Origin of the sequence: Nitrosomonas sp. Nm58, from assembly GCF_900107335.1 — a bacterium.
GTDB lineage: Bacteria > Pseudomonadota > Gammaproteobacteria > Burkholderiales > Nitrosomonadaceae > Nitrosomonas.
Genome location: NZ_FNPQ01000005.1, coordinates 53,502 through 76,417, shown reverse-complemented (window position 1 = coordinate 76,417; position 22,916 = coordinate 53,502). Strand labels below are relative to the sequence as shown.

At 48.7% G+C, this 22,916-nt stretch carries 15 protein-coding genes; 7 read left to right on the top strand and 8 right to left on the bottom strand.

The window, feature by feature from the left end; translation table 11 throughout:
* The first annotated feature begins 32 nt into the window (after window positions 1-32).
* The 5 genes from BLW34_RS03765 to fghA all read left to right on the top strand — a co-directional run bounded on the left by BLW34_RS03765 (window position 33) and on the right by fghA (window position 8,770).
* On the top strand, window positions 33-1,307 hold the full coding sequence (locus BLW34_RS03765; protein ID WP_090575803.1) for an efflux RND transporter periplasmic adaptor subunit: 1,275 nt from the start codon (window positions 33-35) through the stop codon (window positions 1,305-1,307).
* A complete protein-coding gene (locus tag BLW34_RS03760; protein WP_090575800.1) occupies window positions 1,304-4,450 on the top strand; it encodes an efflux RND transporter permease subunit in 3,147 nt (1,048 codons plus the stop codon). Before BLW34_RS03765 ends, BLW34_RS03760 begins: the two co-directional genes overlap by 4 nt.
* Window positions 4,451-4,813: 363 nt before the next feature.
* Window positions 4,814-6,136 carry a DUF2325 domain-containing protein gene (locus BLW34_RS03755; protein ID WP_090575796.1) on the top strand — a complete coding sequence of 441 codons (1,323 nt, stop codon included), beginning with the start codon at window positions 4,814-4,816 and terminating at the stop codon, window positions 6,134-6,136.
* Between the two features lie 672 nt (window positions 6,137-6,808).
* Window positions 6,809-7,915, top strand: a complete 1,107-nt coding sequence (locus BLW34_RS03745; protein ID WP_090575790.1) for an S-(hydroxymethyl)glutathione dehydrogenase/class III alcohol dehydrogenase — start codon at window positions 6,809-6,811, stop codon at window positions 7,913-7,915.
* Between the two features lie 9 nt (window positions 7,916-7,924).
* Complete coding sequence (gene fghA, locus BLW34_RS03740) at window positions 7,925-8,770, top strand: S-formylglutathione hydrolase (RefSeq protein ID WP_090575787.1); 846 nt, start codon at window positions 7,925-7,927, stop codon at window positions 8,768-8,770.
* 61 nt (window positions 8,771-8,831) lie between these two features.
* Here fghA and BLW34_RS03735 read toward each other — a convergent pair whose 3' ends face one another.
* The 3 genes from BLW34_RS03735 to BLW34_RS03725 form a co-directional block, all read right to left on the bottom strand.
* Window positions 8,832-10,061, bottom strand: coding sequence for an EAL domain-containing response regulator (locus BLW34_RS03735; protein ID WP_090575784.1), 1,230 nt, complete (start codon window positions 10,059-10,061; stop codon window positions 8,832-8,834).
* A 74-nt stretch (window positions 10,062-10,135) separates the two neighbouring features.
* Window positions 10,136-11,182 (bottom strand): metal-dependent hydrolase, encoded by a 1,047-nt coding sequence (locus BLW34_RS03730; protein WP_090575782.1) that lies wholly within the window; start codon window positions 11,180-11,182, stop codon window positions 10,136-10,138.
* A gap of 12 nt (window positions 11,183-11,194) precedes the next feature.
* A complete protein-coding gene (locus BLW34_RS03725; protein ID WP_090540346.1) occupies window positions 11,195-11,848 on the bottom strand; it encodes a TetR family transcriptional regulator in 654 nt (217 codons plus the stop codon).
* A gap of 193 nt (window positions 11,849-12,041) precedes the next feature.
* Here BLW34_RS03725 and BLW34_RS03720 point away from each other — a divergent pair, with 193 nt between their 5' ends.
* On the top strand, window positions 12,042-12,905 hold the full coding sequence (locus BLW34_RS03720) for a hypothetical protein (RefSeq protein WP_090575779.1): 864 nt from the start codon (window positions 12,042-12,044) through the stop codon (window positions 12,903-12,905).
* A 102-nt stretch (window positions 12,906-13,007) separates the two neighbouring features.
* Here the strand turns inward: BLW34_RS03720 and BLW34_RS03715 are convergent, their stop codons facing one another.
* The 4 genes from BLW34_RS03715 to BLW34_RS03700 all read right to left on the bottom strand — a co-directional run bounded on the left by BLW34_RS03715 (window position 13,008) and on the right by BLW34_RS03700 (window position 20,646).
* Entirely contained in the window at window positions 13,008-15,518 is a 2,511-nt protein-coding gene (locus tag BLW34_RS03715) for an ABC transporter permease (protein ID WP_090575842.1), read from the bottom strand.
* A 61-nt stretch (window positions 15,519-15,579) separates the two neighbouring features.
* A complete protein-coding gene (locus tag BLW34_RS03710) occupies window positions 15,580-18,675 on the bottom strand; it encodes an efflux RND transporter permease subunit (RefSeq protein WP_090575777.1) in 3,096 nt (1,031 codons plus the stop codon).
* Window positions 18,676-18,682: 7 nt separating this feature from the next.
* Window positions 18,683-19,843, bottom strand: coding sequence for an efflux RND transporter periplasmic adaptor subunit (locus tag BLW34_RS03705; RefSeq protein WP_090575774.1), 1,161 nt, complete (start codon window positions 19,841-19,843; stop codon window positions 18,683-18,685).
* 110 nt (window positions 19,844-19,953) lie between these two features.
* Complete coding sequence (locus BLW34_RS03700; protein WP_090540354.1) at window positions 19,954-20,646, bottom strand: ABC transporter ATP-binding protein; 693 nt, start codon at window positions 20,644-20,646, stop codon at window positions 19,954-19,956.
* A 1-nt stretch (window position 20,647) separates the two neighbouring features.
* Here BLW34_RS03700 and BLW34_RS03695 point away from each other — a divergent pair, with 1 nt between their 5' ends.
* Window positions 20,648-21,325: an arylesterase gene (locus BLW34_RS03695; protein WP_090575771.1), complete on the top strand. Its 678-nt coding sequence runs from the start codon at window positions 20,648-20,650 to the stop codon at window positions 21,323-21,325.
* Between the two features lie 37 nt (window positions 21,326-21,362).
* Here the strand turns inward: BLW34_RS03695 and BLW34_RS03690 are convergent, their stop codons facing one another.
* Entirely contained in the window at window positions 21,363-22,349 is a 987-nt protein-coding gene (locus tag BLW34_RS03690) for an RluA family pseudouridine synthase (protein WP_090575769.1), read from the bottom strand.
* Window positions 22,350-22,916 lie beyond the last annotated feature (567 nt).

Here is a 22,916-nt window from a genome sequence, read left to right as displayed (position 1 = left end):
ACTGTACACCAAGATTTAATCGCCATTCATCTATGAAAACTCGTCATCAACTGTTCATCGCACTACTGATTGCGATTGCGGGCGGATTGGCTGCTTTTGCCATTGTTAAATCTCCCCCCCAAACCAGTCAGCAGGAAAACATTATCAAAGTGCCCGCAGTTCAAGTGGTCGAGGTAAAGCCAGAACGGTTGCGCATGGATGTTCACTCGCAAGGACGCGTTATGGCACAAACTGAAATAGATCTGATTACGGGTGTTTCTGGAAATATCATCAAAGTTTCGCCTGCTTTTGTCAGTGGAGGTTTCTTCAGGAAAGGAGATTTGCTGGTTTCGATCGACCCGGCGGAATATGACTTGAGAGTGGCTCAAGCTCAAGCCCGGGTAATGGAAGCCCAATATCAGCTCACACGGGAAGAGGCTGAGGCAGAACAGGCACGCGATGAATGGCAGCATCTGGGACAGGGAGACCCTAGCCCATTAAGTCTACGGATTCCACAACTCAGGGAAAAGAGAGCAAAGCTGGCAGCTGAGCAGGAAGAATTAAAGAATGCCAAACTGCTCAGGCAACGAACTGAGATACGTGCACCCTTCAATGGCCGGGTCCGTAGCAAAGAAGTGGGAATGGGGCAGTATCTCAGCAGCGGAGCAGTATTAGGAAGAATTTACAGCAGCGATCTGGCAGAAGTGCGTCTTCCCTTGAGCATGCAGGAACTGGCTTTTGTAGATTTCCCGGATTTGCCTCATCGCACTCATCCCACAAAGATGACAAAGGTAGTACTCACTGCAAATTATCAAGGAGAGCAGCAAACCTGGACAGGCCATATCGTACGCAGTGAAGGCATTGTCGATCAAGAAACGGGCATGACAATGATCGTTGCTCAGATTCCTGATCCATTTAGTCTTACTACAAGTAAATCCAAATCTTCCAAAACCAAGGTCTCATCATCAGTCAGTTCGCCATCAGTCAGTTTGCCAATGGGTTTGTTTGTCGAAGCCATCATTGAAGGACGCTGGCTAGATGATTTGGTCATTCTGCCAGCCAGTGTGCTGCTCAAGAATAATCTTGTAGCCATCATTGATCAGAAAAATCAATTACGTTTCCGCACTGTGGAAGTACTCAGGAGGCAACGTGATCAGGTGATCATTAGCGCAGGCTTAAATGCAGGTGAGCGAGTGTTTGTTTCCGGCCTGCATCACCCGATCGAAGGGACGCAGGTCACGCCTGTAGAATTTGTCCAGGAAGATAGCAAACTAGCGCACGAAGCAATGATAAAAGAAGAAAGCGTAAGCACGCAGTTCACGCCATGAAGCTGATCATCTGGTTTGCCAAGAATCCTGTCGCCGCCAACTTCCTCATGTTGCTGATTGTTGCAGGGGGGTTATTCGGTTTAACGATATCAAAGCGATACACGGTTCCCCCTGCACCTCAAAATCAGCTGCAAATCGAGATTACCTATCCTGGCGCAGGCCCAGGTGAAGTGGAGCAAGCGTTATGCATTCCTATTGAAGAAGCCATTCATGATCTGGAAGGTATCAAGAGTATTATTTCAGTTGCCAATCAGGCCCGATGTGAAGTTACAGTAGAGTTTGATCCAGCTATAGACTCGGCACATTTTCAGGCTGCGGTTCAAGCCAAAATGAATACGATTACGGCATTTCCTAAAGATGCTGAGAAACTGAAACTGCAAGAGTTGAAGACTGGCACACCAGCCGTGGTTGTAGTGGTACGCGGTGAGGTCGATATCCTGGCCTTGCAGCAGCAGCGTGACCAGCTAAAAGCCATGCTGAGTAAACATCCCCATATGGGCGCGCTTATTTCCTGGCCTCAGTATTCCTACGAAATATCGATTGAAATAACAGAACAGAATTTACGTCGTTACGGACTCAGTTTTGAGGAAATATCCGAAACTATTCAGAATGCCTCAAAGAATATACCGGCAGGTGAGCTTAAAAAAGCTGACGGAAAATTATTGCTCAGAAGCAAGGGCCAGGCTATGACGGTTGCTGATTTCGCTGCAATTGAATTGCGTTCCGCTTATCAAGGTACACGCCTGTTGTTGGGAGATATTGCACAGATTCGTAAAATCATTAATGAACAAGATCTGTTGGTAAGGGTTGATGGTAAGCCCGCAGTAGAAGTCTTTGTTATGCCAAAAGACCAGATTAAAGCAACGGTGGAAGCCGTCAATCAGGTCATTGAAGTATTTCGCTCAGAATTACCCGATGGCATTGACATTACGACATGGGACGACTGGTCAAAATACTATGAACAGCATATGTCCATGTTAATGGAGGACGCAATATCCGGTTTTATTCTGGTCTTTCTGATATTGATGTTTACATTGAAGTTCCGCCTGGCATTGTGGGTGAGCAGCGGCATAGTGATATCGATTATGGGCACGCTCTGGGCGATGCCGATATTGGAAATTTCGTTGAACACTTACTCCATCTCGGCTCTTATTCTCGTTCTGGGTGTTTTAGCAGATGACGCCATAATTGTGGGTGAGAATATCTACACGCATCAGCAACAAGGGCGCGCTGGTTTATCCGGCGCGATCAGTGGAACGCTCGAAGTTGCACAACTGGTGGTGCTGATGGTGCTTTCTACAATGATTGCTTTTGTTCCTGGGCTTTTTCTGCCGGGATTAAGCGGACAACTGATGTACAACGTTTCCATGGTCATTATCCTGACATTGGCGTTTTCCATGCTGGAAGCGCTGCTGATTCTACCTTCCCATCTGGCAGCCAATCATGCTCCAGTCACAGGTCGCAATACCTGGTGCGCTACTGCGATAGGACATATTCAAGAGCGGGTAGATTCCGGATTGCAATGGTTTATTAACCATATTTATATCCCGGTACTGAGAACACTGGTGCATTTTCGTTACATCACGTTGTCGGTGTTTTCTATTATATTGCTCATTACTGGCGCATGTGTTTTTTCCGATCGTATTCCTAGTGTTATGGATGCCCAAGTGAACGATTATTATCTGCTGGGGCAGCTTGAATTTCCACCTGGCACCCCATTTGAGACAGTTGATCATCATGTCTTGCGTTTGACCCACATTGCCAATGAAATTCGGGAGGAATTGAATATTGAGCTCGGTATGGGTTCTTCCAATGGAATACGCGATAGCTTTCAGCATACGATTTCTCAAATTGATGAAAATATGGGTTGGGTCGATATTGAGTTAGCCGTTGATGAGCGTGTTCGTTCACGGGTGGATGATATCAAGAAACGTTGGCAGGAGCGTTTTGGCGAGGCTCCTGCTAATGCGGCACTTTCTTTTCAGACTTTCTGGCCACGAAATCTCGGTATGCCCTCTAGCGGTTCTGCAAAAGCGATTGAGTTAATGTTGATTGCACCCGATGCTGCACTACAAAGTATGGCTGGAGAGATGCTCAAAGCCAAGCTTGCTTCTTATGCCGGAGTCCACAGCGTGACTGGCTCCATGCAAGCGGGTAAACCTGAGTTACGCATCAAACTTAAACCTGGAGCAGTATTCCATGGATTAACCATGCAAAGTCTTGCCGAGCAAGTCCGCCATGGTTTTTTCGGACTGGAAGTACAGCGATTTTTCCAAGATCGAGATGAAATCAGGGTCATGTTGCGTTTCCCTTCCGCCCACCGTCGTTCTCTGGATGATCTGTACAGCATGCCGATCAAACTCGCCAATGGAAGTACCGTATCGTTTACCACTGTAGCTGAAGCTGAGTATACACCCGGGTTTGCTAATATTACCCGCCAGGATCGGGAGCGAATACAATTAATCAGCGCTGAGGTCTATAAAGAAGAAGCAAGCGCTGAGACCATCCTTGCTGATTTGCGTGCGACTGTCATTCCTGAACTGGAAGCTCAATATCCGGGATTAAAGATTGGGCCCGGCCAATCCAGGCAGAGGCAAGAAGAAACCATGTCATTTCTATGGAGTTACGGCGCGCTGGCAATGCTTGGAATTTACGCGCTCCTGGCGATACCGCTACGTTCCTATACGCAGCCGGTTGTCATTATGTCAGCGATCCCGTTTGGTTTTATTGGCGCAGTATTAGGACATTTGTTGCTGAGAATTCCATTAACCCTCGAATCTTATGTTGCACTTTTTGCTGTTGGCGGGATCGCTATCAACGATAGTCTGATATTGGTTGCTCAAATCAATAAGAACTTGCAGAACGATCATTCTATTCATGAAGCAACCATACGCGCAGGTAAAGCGCGTTTCCGAGCCATATTTCTGACAACAGCAACCACAGTTATCGGTCTATTGCCACTTATTAACGAGCAAAGTTCCCATGCAGAGAAAATTTTACCCATGGCGGTAACGCTCGCGTTTGGTATTTTATTCGCAGCGCTGGTAACTTTGCTGCTGGTGCCAGTCAGCTGCGTTGTATTAAAAGAATTATCCAGCAGAAAATTTCCTGGTTTGACAGCTAAGCCGTCATCCAATTTATAAAAGCCACTAGATTGAAAATGATTATTTACAAAGCAAATAATAATCATTATCATTTGCATCTATCAATAGTGTATTTGAATCCTGCTGCGAGGCTGGCGACAATATAAAAAGCCAGGTGATACGAGCAGTCATACGCTCAAAAACACTACGATCAGACTCATTCCCTAACAAAATGCTTATAGCCAGCTAATCAAGCTATATCGCTTACAAGCCAGCCATTATTCAACTACCAGGAGATGGCTTATGCATGGAATAAAACGTTTAGCTCATAACGAAAATCGGGCGTTCATAAGATGAACGGGCATTTTCTGCAATGTTTATATCAAGCAAGTGACTTACCCCCCTACATGGCATAAAAAAATTATGAATGCACCTTTCTTACTTACCCAACCCAAGTCCGGCATGTTTACAGCGGAAAATCTTAATGAAACCGATTTTCCGCACTTTGTAGTCGAATTGAAACCCGCCAAGCGTAGCAAAATCTGGCAGCTCAAAGAAGCAAACCGCTGTCCGCTCATTGGCACCTGTTTATCGGTGGATGACCTGCTTCGTTTTGCCAAGCGATATCACTTTAAAGCATTGTCCAATGATGCATTCTTGCTGCATGTTGAAATGGTGAATTACATGGCCACGAGAAATCCCATCTCCGAAGCTGTCCAGAAGCATCTCGACGCACGCTATCAGCTTTTCATTGCCCGTTTTGAGTCAGCAAAAACGGATGCAGAGGTCCTGAACTTGTGGAAACAATGCTTCACTCATGGAGAAATTGCTGGCGCCTTGTGGGCAGCACTGACTCACAAAGAAGTCAGCGATGAAACCCGAGGGAAAATTTATGCTGACATTCATATGCACGCTCACCAGATGGGGGCAGGCCAGGCAGCCGATGCGCGCCGGTTAATCCAGCTGGAAAAAGATCATGCCGAAATGAAAATCGCGATGGAACAGCAGAAGCAGAAGCATGAGCGCACTGAGGCAAAATTACGCCAGCGACTTCAGGGATGCTTGGCAGAAGTGCAGCATTTGCACCGGGTCGAGAAAAATTTGACGGTGTTGCAGGCACGTCTGGCAACCATAGAATCAGGTAAAACCATGACCGAGATGGGGCAACGCCTGATGAAGCTCACCATTGACAACGAACAGTTACAGACAACAGTCAGGCAACTCGATCAACTCAAGCAATCACTTCAGCTTGCTTGTAACAAAATAGCATCACTGATCCGTGACCGTGAAATACTGACTGAAGAACGAGATACGCTCAAAGCACGGTTGCTGACCGTGACCACCCACGATGTACCTGACGAACTGCCGCATTCCTGTGGTGAGCCGCAAATTCAACACGATTGCGTCATTTGTGTAGGAGGACGCATCGCCCTGCTCCCACAGTATCGCTCATTGGCCGAACAACTTGGTATTCATCTGATCCATCACGATGGTGGCCAGCAGGACGCCCTTTCTCGCCTGCCAGAGATGATCAGCCGTGCTGATGCAGTCATCTGCCCCACGGATTGCGTCAGCCATGCTGCCTATTATCAACTGAAGCGTCTGTGTAAACGTAACGGAAAACCCTGTTTATTATTCAGAGGAACGGGCGTTTCCAGCTTTGCCACAGCGCTTGCAAAGCTAACCTCGGGTAAAGCCAGTATCAATAGCGTTGATCTCGATCTCTCTGAGAAAATAACCGAGTAGGTATTTGGCGTAGTTAATTATACTCATCACACTTCAAAATTCGGCAGCTACACCTTCTCCCGCTGGGAGAAGGCTGGATGAGGGATGATAAAAACCGAATTTTGAAGTGTGATGAGTATAATTTCATAAGGGGAAATTATGTACCTGCAAAGACCCATCGCAATTCTGAAGTGCATCGGCCGGGCAAGCTTGTTTGTTTCAGTGACGATGATCTTGATCAGCCTTGTTCTAGCAAAAGAAAGCAACCGGCATCAGGCATCATAAAACTGGCTTTCTCGTTCTAACTGCGGAATGAACTTGGCTCAGGATTCGCGTCCCACCCCTTGTTTGCCCAACGGGTCGGGGAGCAAATTTCACTAACGTATCATGAGCTGTTGATAAAGATCTATATATTGGCCCAATGATACGTTAATATTTTGCCTATATTGGACTCATCTTGAAACGTTGTTTGCTTAACCCGAATATTTCATAAATTCGCGTGATGATCACGCAGGATTTTGATTAATAGGGAAGTTCTGAGAAGAAGGGGTGTAGTGATTCATACACCCGACTGAGCAAAATCTTTCTTATTAATCAAAAGGCAAGTGAGGGCACGTGCCAATTTATGAAATATTCGGGTTAAGCGCCATGATGAGCATTTAAACATCATTTCAAATAAAGGAATCCGTTACGATGAAAACACGTGCTGCCGTGGCCTGGCAGGCAGGACAACCCCTCACGATTGAGGAAGTCGAGTTGATGGCTCCCAAATCCGGGGAAGTGCTGGTTGAAATCAAGGCAACCGGTATTTGCCATACCGATTATTACACCCTTTCCGGCGCCGATCCCGAAGGGCTGTTTCCAGCCATCCTGGGACATGAAGGCGCGGGCGTGGTGGTGGATACCGGCCGGGATGTCAAGTCGCTGCGACCGGGCGATCATGTCATTCCTCTGTATACGCCGGAGTGTCGTGAATGCAAGTTTTGTCTGTCCAGAAAAACTAATTTATGCCAGGCGATCCGCAGCACGCAGGGTCGCGGATTGATGCCGGATGCGACCTCCCGCTTCTCACTCAATGGCAAACCGATTCTGCATTACATGGGCACGTCCACCTTTTCCAACTACATCGTCGTGCCAGAAATAGCGCTGGCCAAAATTCGTAAGGATGCGCCATTCGACAAAGTCTGCTATATCGGTTGCGGGGTCACGACGGGGATCGGTGCAGTGGTATTCACCGCCAAGGTCGAAGTGGGTGCGAATATCGCCGTATTCGGTCTCGGCGGCATCGGCCTGAATGTCATCCAGGGCGCCAGAATGGTCGGTGCTGACAAAATTATCGGCATCGATATCAATCCGGCGCGCGAGGCGATGGCGCGGGAATTTGGCATGACTCATTTTCTCAATCCCCAGGAAACAGAGAATATTGTCGATGCCATCGTGCAACTGACCGGCGGAGGCGCCGATTATAGCTTCGAGTGTATTGGTCATACGCAAGTCATGCGCCAGGCACTGGAATGCACGCATAAGGGATGGGGGCGCAGCATCATTATTGGTGTGGCGGAAGCCGGTGCTGAAATCAGCACCCGCCCCTTCCAGCTCGTCACGGGTCGCAAATGGGAGGGTTCCGCCTTCGGCGGCGCACGCGGCCGCACCGATGTCCCCAAGATCGTCGATTGGTATATGGAAGGCAAGATCAAGATCGATCCATTGATTACCCATACGCTGAAATTGGAAGATATCAATGAGGGCTTCCAGTTAATGAAGGCAGGCAAATCGATCCGCTCGGTGGTCATTTACTAGCATAAAACGATGACAATACATCTGGAAACGCGCAGCACACACCGCTGTTTTGGCGGCATACAAGGCTTCTATCAGCATCATTCGGCAGTTATCGGCCTGTCGATGCGATTTTCGGTCTACCAGCCGCCTCAGGTTGAGAACGGTCCGGTACCCGTTCTTTTCTTTCTTGCCGGGTTAACCTGCACGGAAGAAACTTTCATGATCAAGGCGGGAGCGCAGCGTATCGCGGCCCAGCTCGGAATAATGCTGGTCAGTATGGATACCAGTCCGCGCCAAACGGGTATCGCTGGTGAAGCCGATGATTGGGAATTGGGTGCGGGTGCGGGATTTTATCTGGATGCGACGGAAGCGCCCTGGTCACAATATTTCCGTATGGAAAGTTACGTGACGCAGGAACTGTACCAGCTCATTCTGTCGCATTTTCCGGCAGATCAAGATCGTACCGGTATCTTTGGTCACTCCATGGGCGGTCATGGCGCTCTGACGCTCGCATTGCGGAATCCAGGATTATATCGATCCGTATCGGCATTTGCCCCAATTGCCGCCCCACTCCATTGCCCGTGGGGGCAGAAGGCATTCAGTCATTATCTGGGAGCATCTCCGGAAAACTGGCGCAAACATGACGCGACCGCCTTGATTGCAACAGGTCATCAACTGCCTGCACTGCTCATCGATCAGGGCCTCAGCGACCCTTTTCTGGCTGAGCAACTGCACCCGGATCGTTTTGAAGCAGCTTGCCAGCTAGCCGGACAACCCCTGACATTGCGCCGCCATGAGGGGTATGACCACGGTTATTACTTTATCAGCACCTTCATGGCAGATCATTTACAACATCATTACGATTCGCTTATCTAGCTCGAATATTTCATAAATTGGCACGTGCCAATTTATGAAATATTCGGGCTGGATGTCACATTTAATTAACTGAGTCCGCCACTGCAAGCTCAGTTTGTACCCTTTTCAACCAGACCTCTATCCATTGAGGAATTTCCTCGGCCAGTAAGGGTTTGGAAATAAAATTACCTTGGGCAAGATCACAGCCGGTATGGCGCAGCAAATCCCAGTCATCCCGATCTTCGACACCTTCAGCCACTGCTTCCATATTTAATTGTTTAGCCAATGCCAGACTCGTATCATAGATCACCCGCAATGTCTCATCTTTCCAGGCGCGATGTACGAATCCCTGGTCGATCTTGAGCTCATCAAAGGGAATATCGCGTAATTGCGCCAAAGAAGAATGTCCTGTGCCAAAATCATCGATGGAAAGATGAAAACGCTTTAACCGCAGACGAGTGAGTATCTCAAGCGATACGCGCATATCCCCCATCAGTTGACTCTCGGTGACTTCCAGCACTATTTTATGCGGAGAAATCCCCGTCTCGCCAGCAAGCTTGACCACCAGATCCTGAAAATCCAGGGAAGCCAGATTATCCATGGAAACATTGACAGCGACGCGTAATTCAAACCCAGCCTGCTGCCAGATCTTTGCTTGCGCAAATGCCTTGAAAAGGACTAACCGGGTTAAATCATTGATCAGACCATGGGCCTCCGCCACGCTGATAAACTGGTCTGGAAAAACCAGACCATCTTCAGGATGATGCCAGCGCACCAGGGTTTCCACACCTACCACCGCACCGCTGGCAACCGACACCTTGGGCTGATAATAATTAATCAGCGCACCTTCTTTAATGGCCGTTTCTATTTCTTCTGCGCTATATATTTTTCTAACCTTGGACGGTTTCACTGGCGAGGGGGGTGCCCATTGCATCAACATAGCCAGGAGAGCCGCAGGTTTGACAGGTTTTTGCAGATAACCCGGCATATGAATTTTATGAGCCTGCACCAATTTCTCGGCTGTTCGCAACATACGCTCATCTTCGCCGCTCACCAGAATCAGGCTCCCCGTAAACTGCCGATCAACAAGGTAACGCACGAATTCGATGCCATCCATTCCCGGCATGTTCAAATCGAGCAATATCAGATCAGGCCGGGTCGATTCATTATCTACCTGCACCAATGCATCATGCCCATTATCGCAGCAAACGACGGAAGTAAATCCCTGGTTTGCCAGCATACGCGTCAATAGTTTGAGCATAAATTGCTCATCGTCAAGAATCAGAATCTTGATCGCAGATCTTTCGAGCATGATGTTCCTTCCCAAAGGAAAAATAATTAGCCATGTTAATTCTATTTCATTCACTTACCGCATCAGGTAATTGTCTAATCAATCCAGAAAGTACCTTTCTGACGTTGCAAATACCAATGAGCACTCCCCTGTTCTCTGCAGCTGCCATAGCGAAATGAGGGTGGCAGTAAAGGAAATTTAAAGCGTAAATCATAAAACCAGACACACACGCCTTTTTCAGAGGTGTCAATTCTATCCAATTGCGGGAATATCGCAAACCGCCGGAAATCTGCCAAGGCAGGTTGATGCCAGGCTTCGCGCACCAATATGGCGTCAGCCGGAGAATCACCAAATCGGTCAAGCTGTTGCCAGTTTGCCATCGTTTGCGGCCGATAAACCGTATCCATCCTTGATAACAGCCCAGTATCAGGGAATGGCGTCCAAGAACTACACCCCAGATTCACTAATAGAATATGGTAGATCTCTCCTTCCGGGACGATAATTTTCCAATTGAAAGGTGAAAAAGGTTGCGGTAACACGCTGATTTCTGCGTGAGTCAGGGCCATTTTCCCGGCATACGTCAGACCTATATGCTTGGCGCGGCCATGCAATGTTCCCAAAAACACGACATAAAAGCCCAGGCAAGCAAGCGCCAAACCAGCGACAGACTGCTTTTGGGGAAAAATCTGGCTCATGACCAGCCCCGAGATGACGATGGCGCTGAACCATGGATCAATGACAAACGCCAGCGGTACAGAAAATCGCTCGGTAGAAAAAGGCGCCAACAGCATCAATCCATAAGCAGTGATCAAATCTGCCGCAATGTGAATAGCCATACCCAGGCAGGCCGGTATAAAAAATAGCCGCCATGAATAATGACTGCGTGTCACCCTGGAAAATAACTGCGCCAGCAGAAAGGCCCATAGCGGCAGCATCACCAATGAGTGGGTCGGACCCTGGTGCCAGTTGAGATAGCTCAGGGTATCGACCAACCGTAGCGCAACATCAATATCGGGGAAAGCTGCTGCCGTAAATCCGGCGATAAGACGGGCGCGCAATGGCAGCGCTTGCATCTTCGGCAACACGGGTTCAGCCGCGCGTACCAGCAAGGCGCCGCTTAAGGCGTGGGTCAAGGGATCCATTGCGTTAAGTTATCAGTGAGCCGATTCGTTGGATGGCAAGCTAATTTGATCAACCGGCGTCTCGGTTGCACTGGGCTTGTTATCACCATAAATAACCTGATCTAGCCCCATTGCCAGACTTAGATTGCGATCCAGAAATTGCCGGGTACGACGCGACCCTGGTGATTCGTCCCGCATCCAGAAAAAGAAAGTCATCAGATAGAGAGTGGTCAATACCGACTCCTCCAGCGCCCGTCGCACAAATGTGGCATTGCGTTGTGCCGCCTCGCGTACCCATTGCACAGTGCGGCTGATCCGCATCACGGCGGGAACCTGAATATGGATGTGTCCGGGTTCCAGCTTTGCCAAAATCATTTGTCGCGTCACCTTGCGCTGAACGGCCAGAGCATCCAGCCAAACCATGATGAGACGATGGATACGCTGCTGCGATGTGAGCGCCAGAAAATCAGCCGTATCCGCCTCTCTCAACATGATGCCGTCGGCACGATCGAACCAGGCATCGACCAGATCTTCCTTTTCACGAAAGCAGCCGCGTATCTCATCCAGGGAAATATTCAGCTCAGCTGCAATATCATGAAGACGAACGGCTTCCCACGAAGTACGCGCACCTAATGCAACCGCAGCATTGATAACTGCATCACGAATATTTTCGTTCTCTGTCATCATTCTGATCTCCTTAAGCGATTTCTTCTCAATTGCAAGAATACCTAGAAATACCCAGTTTAATTAGCTAAATCGTCCTTTATCTCCAGTGTGTAAAATGAGAACATGCTCGCCGTATCTTATCTCGATAAAGATAGGATACTCTAATCAATTCAATAAAAATTCATTTCATCAAATTAAACGGGAGGTTATTAACATGAAATATCGCACGAAGCAGTTAATTTTATCTGCCTGCTCGCTTGCCTTGCTTGGCGGCACCCACTTCGCTTTAGCCGATACGGCCAGTGATACCGAGACTCTGCTCAACTGGGCTGAGAAAACTTATCCTCAGTTTTTCCCCAGCCACCAGACTACGCAAAGTATCGACCCCTGGTTATTCAGGCATTACCCTGAAGCAAATATTTATGCCGGCGTCAACAAGCATGAAAACAACGCTTATGTCATGGGCGGTCCATGGGGAAATGAGCCAACGCTCATCGACACACTGCCCAATATCATCAACCATATTGCCGACACGGGTGGCAATGGCGGCATTGCGGCCTGTAACACCGCCAATGTACCTGCCGGACTGGTTTTCACGCAAAAAGACAATGTCGTCAATGTCACGACCAATGGACGATGCATTGAAATTCCCAGCAACACCAATTTTTGTGAAACACCTAAGCAGCCCGCTGAAACCGGTATTTCTGTGCTCAGCGCCAGTAGCGTTGCCACAACGACATGGAGTGGTATCACATTAAGCATACCATTCGATCCATCGACATTCTCAGCTAGTAACGTTAAACATTGCACCATCCATGCCCCTGCAGAACAAGCCAATCTGATAGTCAATACGGATATCTGCATGGATATGACCAAACAACTTGAAAATCAGTTAATGCCATTGATTGCGCAGGGGCTCGCTACCGTTACGCCCCCCATCACGTTGACGACTCAATCCACTTTCCAGAGTCAGCAAGTAGCGGACTGCTTCGCTACCGATGCCACTACCATTTACAATGCCGTCACTCAGGAAATGTGGATCAAGGGAGATGGCGGATTTACCAAAATCAATAATTAATTTGTTGATCCGCTGATTAGCATTCGATTAGCAGGACGTGTAGAAAGCTATTGATATCAAGATAGCTTTCTACCTCACCCTTATCCCGCAAATCGGTTATCTCTATCCAATTTTGCGCAACGTCAACAGCGGCGGTTGCGAGAGCGTTGAGTGGGTTCCCACGAGTCCTGCGACTGTCACGCCGATCACCCCGGCCAAAATACCGACCAACCAGATCCAGGGATTAAAGGTATAAGAAACATGCAATGCATATTTGCTGATCACATAAGCCAGCACGGTTGCGCCGGCTGAGGCAAATATTCCTACCAGACCACCGAGTATGGCGAACTCAGCCGCCCAAGCACGCATTAGCTGCCTGCGTTTAGCGCCCAGCGTGCGGAAAATGGCCGCCTCATAAATCCGCTCATCCTGAGTAGCCGAAATCGCGGCATAAAGCACGATAAAGCCAGCCAGTAAAGTAAACACGAACACGAATTCTATCGCCCTGGATACCTGAGCGATCATTTTCTGCACCTGCTCGATCACGGTCGCCACATCAATCACCAGCAAATTTGGGAAATTCCTGACCAATTCGTGCATGGTGCCCGCTTGTGAGGGCGGTAAATAGAAACTGGTTATATAATTAATCGGATATGCTTCAAGTTGACCGGGGCGCACCACTACAAAAAAATTGACACGGAAAGTATCCCAGTCAACTTTGCGCAGGCTCGTAATCGTCGCCTTAAACAGACTGCCAGCGATGTCAAACGTTAATCGATCGCCCAGTTTGACTCCAATCGTTTCGGCGATTTCCCCCTCCATGGATAGCTCGTTATCCAGCGAATCCCCATTCTGCCACCAGCGGCCCGCCACGATCTCATTATCCGGCCGCAGCTCATTCATCCAGGATAGATTGAATTCACGGTTCAGCAGCTGCTTCTTGCGTGCCTCAGCAACATCATCACCCACTTGCACCGGATAATCATTAATAGTCACCAGACGACCGCGCACCATCGGATATAAATCCGGCTGCCTCATGCCGCGCTGCGCAAAAAATTCTGCCAGGGGTTGTAACTGATCTGTCTGAATGTTGAGCAGAAACCGATTAGGCGTATTGGGCGGCAAGCTGGTCCGCCAGTCTTTCAGTAAATCATTCTGAATCAAGGTCAGGACCAGCATCGCCATTAAACCCAGCCCTAATGCAATCGCCTGAACGACACTGGCAATGGTCCGCCGCCGGATATTGGCCAATCCGTAACGCCACGCACTCGCACCCTGCTGCCGCACAAGCAGCAATAGCTTAATCAATAGCCAGCCGAATAATGCAAAAATCGCGATAGCTGCCAGAAATCCGAGCATTACCAAGATCCCCAGACGGAGTTCACCTGCCTCCCATATGAATAAGATAGACAGCGCCAGCAGGCCAAACGCATAACCCGCCAGACCATGCAGATTGGCCATGCCAATATCGCGGCGCAATACCCGTAATGCAGGAACACGCCGTAAATTGAGTAACGGCGGCAAGGAAAAACCGAGCAACAACACCATCCCACTCAATAACCCATGCACAGCAGGCAGTCCACTGGGCCAAGGTAACGCGGTATCAACCAGGCCAGCCAGCCAACGCGAAAGAAATTCTTGCGCCACAAAACCCAGCAAGCAGCCTAGCCCGCTCGCCACCCATCCCAGGATAAGAAAATGATACAGATACAGACGCAATATCGTCGACTGACTGGCTCCCAGGCAGCGCATGATGGCACAGCCGTCGAGGTGGCGCTGAATGAAGCGGCGCACAGCAAGCGCGACAGCAGCGGCGGCTACCACCACACTCGCCAGGGCAGCCAGGCTCAAAAATTTTTCTGCGCGCTCCAAAGCTGATCGGATTTCCGGACGCGCATCGCGTATACCTTCAATGCGTTGCCCAGGGGCAAGCTGAATCTGCGCCCAGCTGCGAAACTCGGCAACCTGCTCTTCTTCACCCGCGACCAGCAATTGATAAGTCACACGGCTACCCGGCTGGATCAGATCGGTACCTGCCAGATCATCTGCATTCATCACCAATCTTGGGCCCATATTGACAAAACCGACAGAATGATCCGGCTCGCGGGCGATCACCGCAGCCACGGTCATTTGAGTAGCGCCCACTTCCAGTTTCTCACCTGGCGTAATCTCGAGTCCAGCCATCAATTTTTCATCGATCCATACCGTGCCTGAAGCAGGAATATCGGTTGCAACATGGGTGATTTGTTCCGTAATGATTTCACTGGTATCGCTAGCAAGCCTCAATTCACCCCGCAGCGGGTAACCAGGCGACACCGCCCTGATCTCGGTCAGGAGATTATTTTCTTCCTTGCCCGTCATACTGGGGAATCGGGTCAATGTTGCAATTCTTAAACCGATCTGCCTGGCTTTATCAGCATAGCTGGCTGGCAAAGGGCGATCGCCAATGATCAGCAGATCGGCTCCCAGTAATCGGTTACTTTCTCTGGAAAGGGCAAGCTCCACCCGGTCTGCAAAAAATCCAACCGTAGTGATGCTGCCCACCGCAATCATCAGCGCCAACGCAAGAATGCGCAATTCACCTGCGCGCCAGTCGCGATGCAGCATACGTAAAGAGAGTCGAAAAAGATTCATAGAGATTATTCCATCAAAAATTCTCAGCGTCATATCCAGGCCCTTCTTCCAGGAAACGCCATCAACCTTTCAAGAGATCGGCATGCTCAGGTTGTTCGCTGATTTGAATCGGCCCCCTTCCTGAAAATCGATCGAGATAAAGGTAAATCACTGGCGTAATAAACAGAGTAATCACCTGGGAAAATAATAACCCCCCGATCACTGCCAGCCCCAACGGCTGACGCAGCTCGGCACCCGCACCCAAGCCCAAGGCAATCGGCAGTGCGCCCATCATGGCTGCGAGCGTCGTCATCATGATCGGACGGAAACGCAACAGGCAGGCTGTACGAATCGCTTGATAGGGTGACAGACGCTGCTCACGTTGGGCATCCAGTGCAAAATCGATCATCATGATGGCATTTTTTTTGACAATGCCGATAAGCATTAAAATACCGATCATAGCAATGATGGAAAGCTCGATATGGAATAACCATAATATGCCCAATGCACCGACGGCTGCAGAAGGAAGACCGGAAAGAATGGTAATGGGATGGATGTAGCTTTCGTATAACACTCCGAGTAACACGTAAATAACCAGCAATGCAGCCGCAATCAGTAGGATCTGGCTTGTTTGCGAAGATTGAAAAGCTGCTGCATCGCCTGCAAAGCTAGTCAGAATGCTGTCAGATAGATTCATTTCCTGCTCGAATTGTTCGATCAGCTTGGCGGCATCCCCCAAAGCAGCGCCCTGCGCAAGATTAAACGAGATCGTCAGAGACTCAAGCTGTCCCACATGGTTAATTGCCAATGGCCCCATTTCGCGCACTACTGTAGCCACGCTCGACAGGGGCACCAGCGCACCATTCTTTGCTCGCAAATGAATGGCGTGAAAAGCGCTTTCGTCGGTACGATACTCTCCTGCAACCTGCAGAATGACCCGATAACTATCACTCGAAGTAAAAATGGTTGAAACCTGCCGTTCGCCAAACGCGCTATAGAGCGCCGATCGAATCGCACCCATTTCCACGCCGAGTAAATTGGCTTTATCGCGATCAATCTCGAGCCGAGCCTGAAGTCCCTTGAGTTTCAGGTCGCTGGTAACATCCCGGAAAACCGCATGCTGCTGCATACGCGACATCATGGCATCAGCTGTCATGTATAGATCCTCGGCGCGCACGCTGCGCATCACATATTGATAGCGACTTTTGCTCGGCATACTGCCAATCCTTAGATTCTGTGTGGGTGTCATGAATATCTTGACACCAGGGATATCGCGTACCCCCTGGCGCAGCACTTCCAGCACTTTACTCATTGGTGGGCGTTCGCTATGCGGCTTAAGGCCGATAAATATCCGTGCACTATTGGCGCCTTCTGTGAAGGTAATGGTATTGTCGACAACAGCATTGGCCCGAATGATCTCATTCGTGTGCTCTACCAACCGGGTCAAGGCAGGAAAAGAAATATCTTCTGCTGCTTCAATGGCAATCATGAGCCGACCCGTATCTTCTTCAGGAAAGAATCCTTTGGGCAGCACTATAAAAAGCGCAGCCGTCGCAGCCAGGGTACTCATGGCAACACCCAACACTGTTCGCCGATGACGCAAGGCCCAGTCCAGCAAATACGTGTAAGCCGCCAGTAAGTGATTAAATCCGTTTTCAAACCATTGCGTCAGCCGCATACTCCGCTCCCCTGCTGAATGCGGCGTCAGATAACGGCTCGCCATCATGGGAATAAGCGTCAGTGAAACAACTGCCGACATGAGCACCGCAATACTCACGACCGCGGCAAATTCGTGGAACATCATGCCGATCACCCCTGGCATGAAAAAAACCGGGATGAATACCGCTACCAGTGAAATAGAGATCGATACGATGGTAAAGGTAATCTCCCTCGACCCGCGTAATGCAGCCTGCAGCGGCGATAAACCTTTCTCGATGTAGCGCACGATGTTTTCCAGCATCACAATGGCGTCATCCACCACCAGCCCGACCGCAAGGGTAATGGCTAGCAGGGAAATATTATCCAGCGTATAGTCAAAAACGCGCATGAACGCTACCGTACTCAGTAACGAGATGGGCAGTGACAGCGCCGGAATAAGTGTAACAGTGGGTTTACGCAGAAATAGAAACATGACTAGGATGACGAGAGCAACCGTTAATCCAAAAGTCAATTGCACGTCAAAGATTGCTTCCCGGATCGACTGAGCACGATCAAGGAAAAAGGCCAATTGAACAGAAGGCGATAATTGCGCGTTGATTCCGGGCAAGGCTGCTTTGACCGCATCTACAGTTGATACGACATTTGCTCCAGGTTGCGCATAAACAAGCAAGATGATAGATGGTTGGCCGTTTGTCCAACTAGCAGTCTTGACGGATTCCACACTGTTTTCAACAGTCGCCACTTCTGACAATCTGACCGGATGACCGCTGGGGGTGGTAGCAATGATCAATTCTGCAAAGGCATCAGCATTATCAAGTTGGCGATTGGCTTGAATGATCAGCGTCTGCCGAGGTCCATCCAGTGTTCCCACGGGTGAATTATTATTGGCCGTCGCCAATGCAGCGGCAATATCATCCACCGTTAAGTTGCGTGCTGCCAGTGCCAGCGGATTGACCTGCACTCGCACCGCATACTTTTTCTGTCCATTGACACGTATCTCTCCTATTCCGGGAAGGGTAGACAAGGTCGGCACAATCAGCTTGTCAGCGAAGTTATTTAACTCCGGAAAGGGCATCGTGTCAGATGTCAGCGAAAGGATCGTAATCGAAGTATCGGCTGGATTGACTTTCCGATAGGAAGGCATCATCGTCATTTCAAGCGGTAGGGATTGCTGTGCCCGCAATAATGCTGCCTGGACATCTACTGCAGCACTATCCATATCACGGTCCTGATTAAACTCCAGGGTCACCACGGTATTCCCTTGAGTACTGGTTGAGCTGATGACTGATAAACCGGCAATCGCTAAAAACTGACGCTCAAGGGGAGTGGCTACTGCCGAAGCCATCGTATCCGGGCTAGCGCCCGGCAACATGGCATTTACCGTAATGGTGGGCGTATCAAAGCGGGGTAATGCCGCAATAGGGATACCACTATAGGCAAGGAGGCCTGCAATGACTGCTGTCAGGGACAACAATATTGTCATCACAGGACGGCGAATACACAATTCTGCTAGATTCATCACTCGCCTAAAGAGGTTGAGAACTTCTATCCTCTGAACCAGATTTCAACTTGGCTTGATCAGAAGGAAGTATTTTCCTACAAATTCTGTTCTCGCTCACTATACTGCCGGAACGAAGATTCTGAGCGCCTTCAATCACCACACACCGGTCCATCCCTATCCCTTCTACCACCGCGATACCCTCCTGAATTAACCTGACATTGACCGGCTGTGGAATGACTTGATTATTCTCCTCAACGACAAAAAGAAATTGACCATGCGATCCGGTTTGCAGGGCCTGGGCGGGAACAGTCAATGCATTAGTCAACACACTGGATATCAGTGTGACATTAGCAAACATGCCCGGCCAGAACTTCCCGTCGGCATTAGCGAATTCAGCCTTGACCTGTATCGTGCCGCTGGCGGTATCGACCGCGCTGTCAATAAATACCACACGCCCCTCTCGCTCCTGTTGGTCGGGCAGATTAAGTTGGGCACTGACAATCACTTTCTTCCTGGCAAGAGCTTGTTTCAAGGCGCCCAACTCGCGCTCGGGCAGTACAAAGCTCACATAAATCGGGTCAATCTGCGTAATGCTCACCAGCATGGAGGCTTCAGGCCGCACCAGACTCCCCGGATAAACCTGGATCGCACCGGTACGTCCCGCAATCGGCGCAACAATCTCACCATAGTCACGGGCGACACGATCTGCCTGTACCGCAGCCTGATCGAAACTCAGTTGATTCTGCAGCAAATCAACCTGATTTTCCGCAACATCAAGTGCTGCCTGCGAAATAAATTTTTTGTAGAACAATTCTTTTTGACGATTGAAATTACGCTGGGCATTCTGCAATTCGACGCGTGTCTTGGCAAGTTGGGCAGTGGACTTGGCCAGATTGGCCTCCTGCGCACGAGTATCCAGTGTGAACAGCCGCTCTCCCTTGCTCACGAACTGGCCTTCCTTGATATGGACTGCTTTGATCGTGGCAGAAACCTGCGGACGCACCTCAACGGTTTGTATAGAAGATACCGTACCTTTGATCTTAATTTTGACCGGCACATCATGTTGCGCTACCGCAGCTGTCACGACTGGAATGGCTTTGGTTTCAGTTCGGATGCGGGTTGCAGCAGGATCTGGAGCGCGCAGAAACCAGAAACCGGCTGCCAGCGCAACGAGCAGAAAGCTCATGATGGCAGTCCTCAAACGTCTTTTGCCGGTTGCTGCCACTTTTTGGGAAATCGTTGCTTCCAATACTTTATTCCGTGATTAAGCTGTTAAGAAAGCTTGGCGTAATCCTTTCAATTAACTATCCTGCCACTGGCCATGCGTATCCGCCTGGAACAACGACTGGATAATGCTTCATCATGGGTCACGAGCACCAGTGTAGTCCCTCGTTCACGATTCAATTCAAACATGAGCTCAATGATTTGGGCGCCTGTAGCAGAATCGAGATTACCAGTGGGTTCGTCGGCGAATAACATTTTGGGTTGCGTTACAAAAGCGCGGGCAATTGCAACACGTTGCTGCTCACCACCCGAAAGTTGCCTGGGATAATGTCTTAGCCGCATCCCCAGCCCGACACGCTCGAGCAACTCCTGAGCCGCTCGCCTGCTATCGTTTACACCAGAAAGTTCCAATGGCAGCATCACATTCTCAATTGCAGTCAATGGAGGCAGTAGTTGGAAAGACTGAAACATAAAGCCGAGCAACCTACTCCGTAAAGCTGCTCGTTCATCTTCATCCAACAGGAAGATATCCACGCCATCCAGATAAACATGACCACTGGTCGGAACATCCAGTCCTGCCAGTAGTCCTAGTAAGGTAGATTTGCCGGAACCAGAAGCGCCTACTACGGCGATCGATTCACCTGCATTTACTTCCAGGTTAATATCCTGCAAAATCGTTAATTGATTATCCCCGGTATCAACCTGTTTAGTTAAGGCGCTTGCTTGTACGATAAGGTGTGCCGCTTGTTTGGCACGATTATTCATCATGAAAAATTTTTTAATCATTCTTTTTTTTCTATTCAATATTGCTTCTTCTTACGCAGTAGCCAGCCTAGCTAATGGCACGACCGTAATGATTTTTGGAGATAGTTTATCAACTGGTTATGGTTTGCCGGCAGAAGCTGGATGGGTGAATCTGCTTAAGCAGCGTATGCAAGCGCTCTCCCCTCATTATCAGGTAATCAACGTCAGTATCAGCGGTGAAACAACACTGGGCGGACGCAATCGTATCGGGCATGCACTGAAAACGCATCACCCGGATATCGTTATCATCGGATTAGGTGGCAACGACGGACTGCGCGGCGCATCCATTCAATCCATTTATGATAATCTGGAAGCTATCATTCAAGCTTGCCAACAAAATAATGCCACGCCTCTGCTGGCGGGTATGCAACTACCGCCCAATTATGGCATAGCCTACACTCAAAAGTTCCGCAATATTTATCCCCAGCTCGCTGAACGCTATCAACTGAAACTCATCCCTTTTCTACTGGCTGGATTTGGTGACAAGCGCGAGTTTTTCTTGGCTGATGGCATTCATCCTGATGCACAAGCACAAAAATTGATTACTGAGAATGTTTGGGAAGTGTTACACACTATACTGGAATCAAACTACTCTTCTGCACAGAAAAAAATACAAATTGAACCTGCGTTTAATAACTAATACTAATCCGATCAAAAGAACAGGATGATTTTAATCTTCACTTTGCATTCTCCTCATCCAACCTATGCAGGAAAGCTTTCAGATCACCGGTCAGCGGTGCTTCAAGGTGAATACTTTCACCTGTAGCGGGATGCATCAACTCCAAGCTGCCCGCATGCAGAAACATGCGCTTTAAGCTCAATCCCTGTTCACCTTTCATCAACTGTTTGTTCAGCTCAAAATTACCGTATTTATCATCTCCTGCGATAGGAAAACCAAGATGCGCCAAATGAACTCGGATTTGATGAGTACGGCCAGTTTTCAATTCCGCCCCTAGCAAACTAAAATTTTGCCAATGTTTCTTCAAAGTAAACACGGTATGGGCTGGCAGTTCTTTTCTTTCCTCACTTTTTCCTGAAACAACCGTCACTCGCCGCTCTCCGTCAGCGGTAACATATTTATTAAGCGATAATTTGACACTCTGCTTAGCATTGCGCCACTTACCGCTGACAAGCACCCAATAGTGTTTCTGCACAACCCCCTCTCGAATTTGCCGATGCACCTCGACCAATGCGCTACGTTTTTTAGCAAGCAGCAAGACCCCGGAAGTTTCCCGATCCAGGCGATGCACCAGTTCCAGAAATTTCCAGTCCGGATAACGTGCACGTAATTGCTCAATCACACCATGGCTAATGCCACTCCCGCCATGTACCGCTATGCCCGATGGCTTATTAATAGCCAGCAGCCATTCATCTTCAAACAATACCTCGAAAGCGATAAAATGAGGCTTCGCCATTCTTTTGATACTTTGCAAAGAACTGCCCTTGGATACTCTGATCGGCGGAATACGCACCTTATCATTCTGCTGTAACCGGTAATCGGCATTGATACGTTTGCTGTTGACGCGGACCTGGCCACTACGCAAAAGTTGATAAACATGGCTCTTAGGCACCCCTTTAAAACGCTTAAAGAAAAAATTATCGATGCGCTGCCCATCGGCTTCTTCATCGATATTTTCTACACTGACGCTGGCTATATCTGGCATAATATTTTTGCCTGACGCTTTAATTTTACCTATACTTTTCAAATTGGAATTCCGATATATACCCCTATACTACATAAATCATGTGCCGGATACATGATGAACATGATTACACCGGGTAATAATTAACTCACTCGATAGTTTTGAAGTGTTGAAGAAAATCAGCACTGATTTGGTTAATGTCGCTCACCACCTAAAGTAGCGATAGTAATTGATTTGCGCGCTCAAAGCACCTATGAATTTTAGTTTCTGGTTTCGTAGTACCCGTCGACGGGATAGACTTTGTCGAAACCCTGTATAACTTGATTTCAATCCTGTTTCCACAGTATGCAGGAACCAAGATACAAACTGGAAATTGGCCAATCTTCAAGGATAGGAAAATTAAAGAAGGTCTGAATAAGTGAATAAGAGAAATAAAGTGGGAAGCACCCGGGACATAAGACCCGAGCAAACGAGCAGAACGAGTTTCAATAAAACGAGCGAAGCAAATTTTGGCGAAACCCATACTATCTGGATACGTCAGGGGATCAAATCCTGCGATACGGCAATGTGCCATTATAGCCACTCCAT

What these genes read in the sequence shown, in the direction of transcription:
- BLW34_RS03725 (WP_090540346.1), bottom strand. Translation starts at nt 11,848, where the DNA reads ATGATGACAGAGAACGAAAATATTCGTGATGCAGTTATCAATGCTGCG.
- BLW34_RS03700 (WP_090540354.1), bottom strand. Translation starts at nt 20,646, where the DNA reads ATGAATAATCGTGCCAAACAAGCGGCACACCTTATCGTACAAGCAAGC.
- BLW34_RS03765 (WP_090575803.1), top strand. Translation starts at nt 33, where the DNA reads ATGAAAACTCGTCATCAACTGTTCATCGCACTACTGATTGCGATTGCG.
- BLW34_RS03720 (WP_090575779.1), top strand. Translation starts at nt 12,042, where the DNA reads ATGAAATATCGCACGAAGCAGTTAATTTTATCTGCCTGCTCGCTTGCC.
- BLW34_RS03705 (WP_090575774.1), bottom strand. Translation starts at nt 19,843, where the DNA reads ATGAGCTTTCTGCTCGTTGCGCTGGCAGCCGGTTTCTGGTTTCTGCGC.
- BLW34_RS03755 (WP_090575796.1), top strand. Translation starts at nt 4,814, where the DNA reads ATGAATGCACCTTTCTTACTTACCCAACCCAAGTCCGGCATGTTTACA.
- BLW34_RS03710 (WP_090575777.1), bottom strand. Translation starts at nt 18,675, where the DNA reads ATGAATCTAGCAGAATTGTGTATTCGCCGTCCTGTGATGACAATATTG.
- BLW34_RS03730 (WP_090575782.1), bottom strand. Translation starts at nt 11,182, where the DNA reads ATGGATCCCTTGACCCACGCCTTAAGCGGCGCCTTGCTGGTACGCGCG.
- BLW34_RS03690 (WP_090575769.1), bottom strand. Translation starts at nt 22,349, where the DNA reads ATGCCAGATATAGCCAGCGTCAGTGTAGAAAATATCGATGAAGAAGCC.
- BLW34_RS03735 (WP_090575784.1), bottom strand. Translation starts at nt 10,061, where the DNA reads ATGCTCGAAAGATCTGCGATCAAGATTCTGATTCTTGACGATGAGCAA.
- BLW34_RS03760 (WP_090575800.1), top strand. Translation starts at nt 1,304, where the DNA reads ATGAAGCTGATCATCTGGTTTGCCAAGAATCCTGTCGCCGCCAACTTC.
- fghA (WP_090575787.1), top strand. Translation starts at nt 7,925, where the DNA reads ATGACAATACATCTGGAAACGCGCAGCACACACCGCTGTTTTGGCGGC.
- BLW34_RS03745 (WP_090575790.1), top strand. Translation starts at nt 6,809, where the DNA reads ATGAAAACACGTGCTGCCGTGGCCTGGCAGGCAGGACAACCCCTCACG.
- BLW34_RS03715 (WP_090575842.1), bottom strand. Translation starts at nt 15,518, where the DNA reads ATGAATCTTTTTCGACTCTCTTTACGTATGCTGCATCGCGACTGGCGC.
- BLW34_RS03695 (WP_090575771.1), top strand. Translation starts at nt 20,648, where the DNA reads ATGAAAAATTTTTTAATCATTCTTTTTTTTCTATTCAATATTGCTTCT.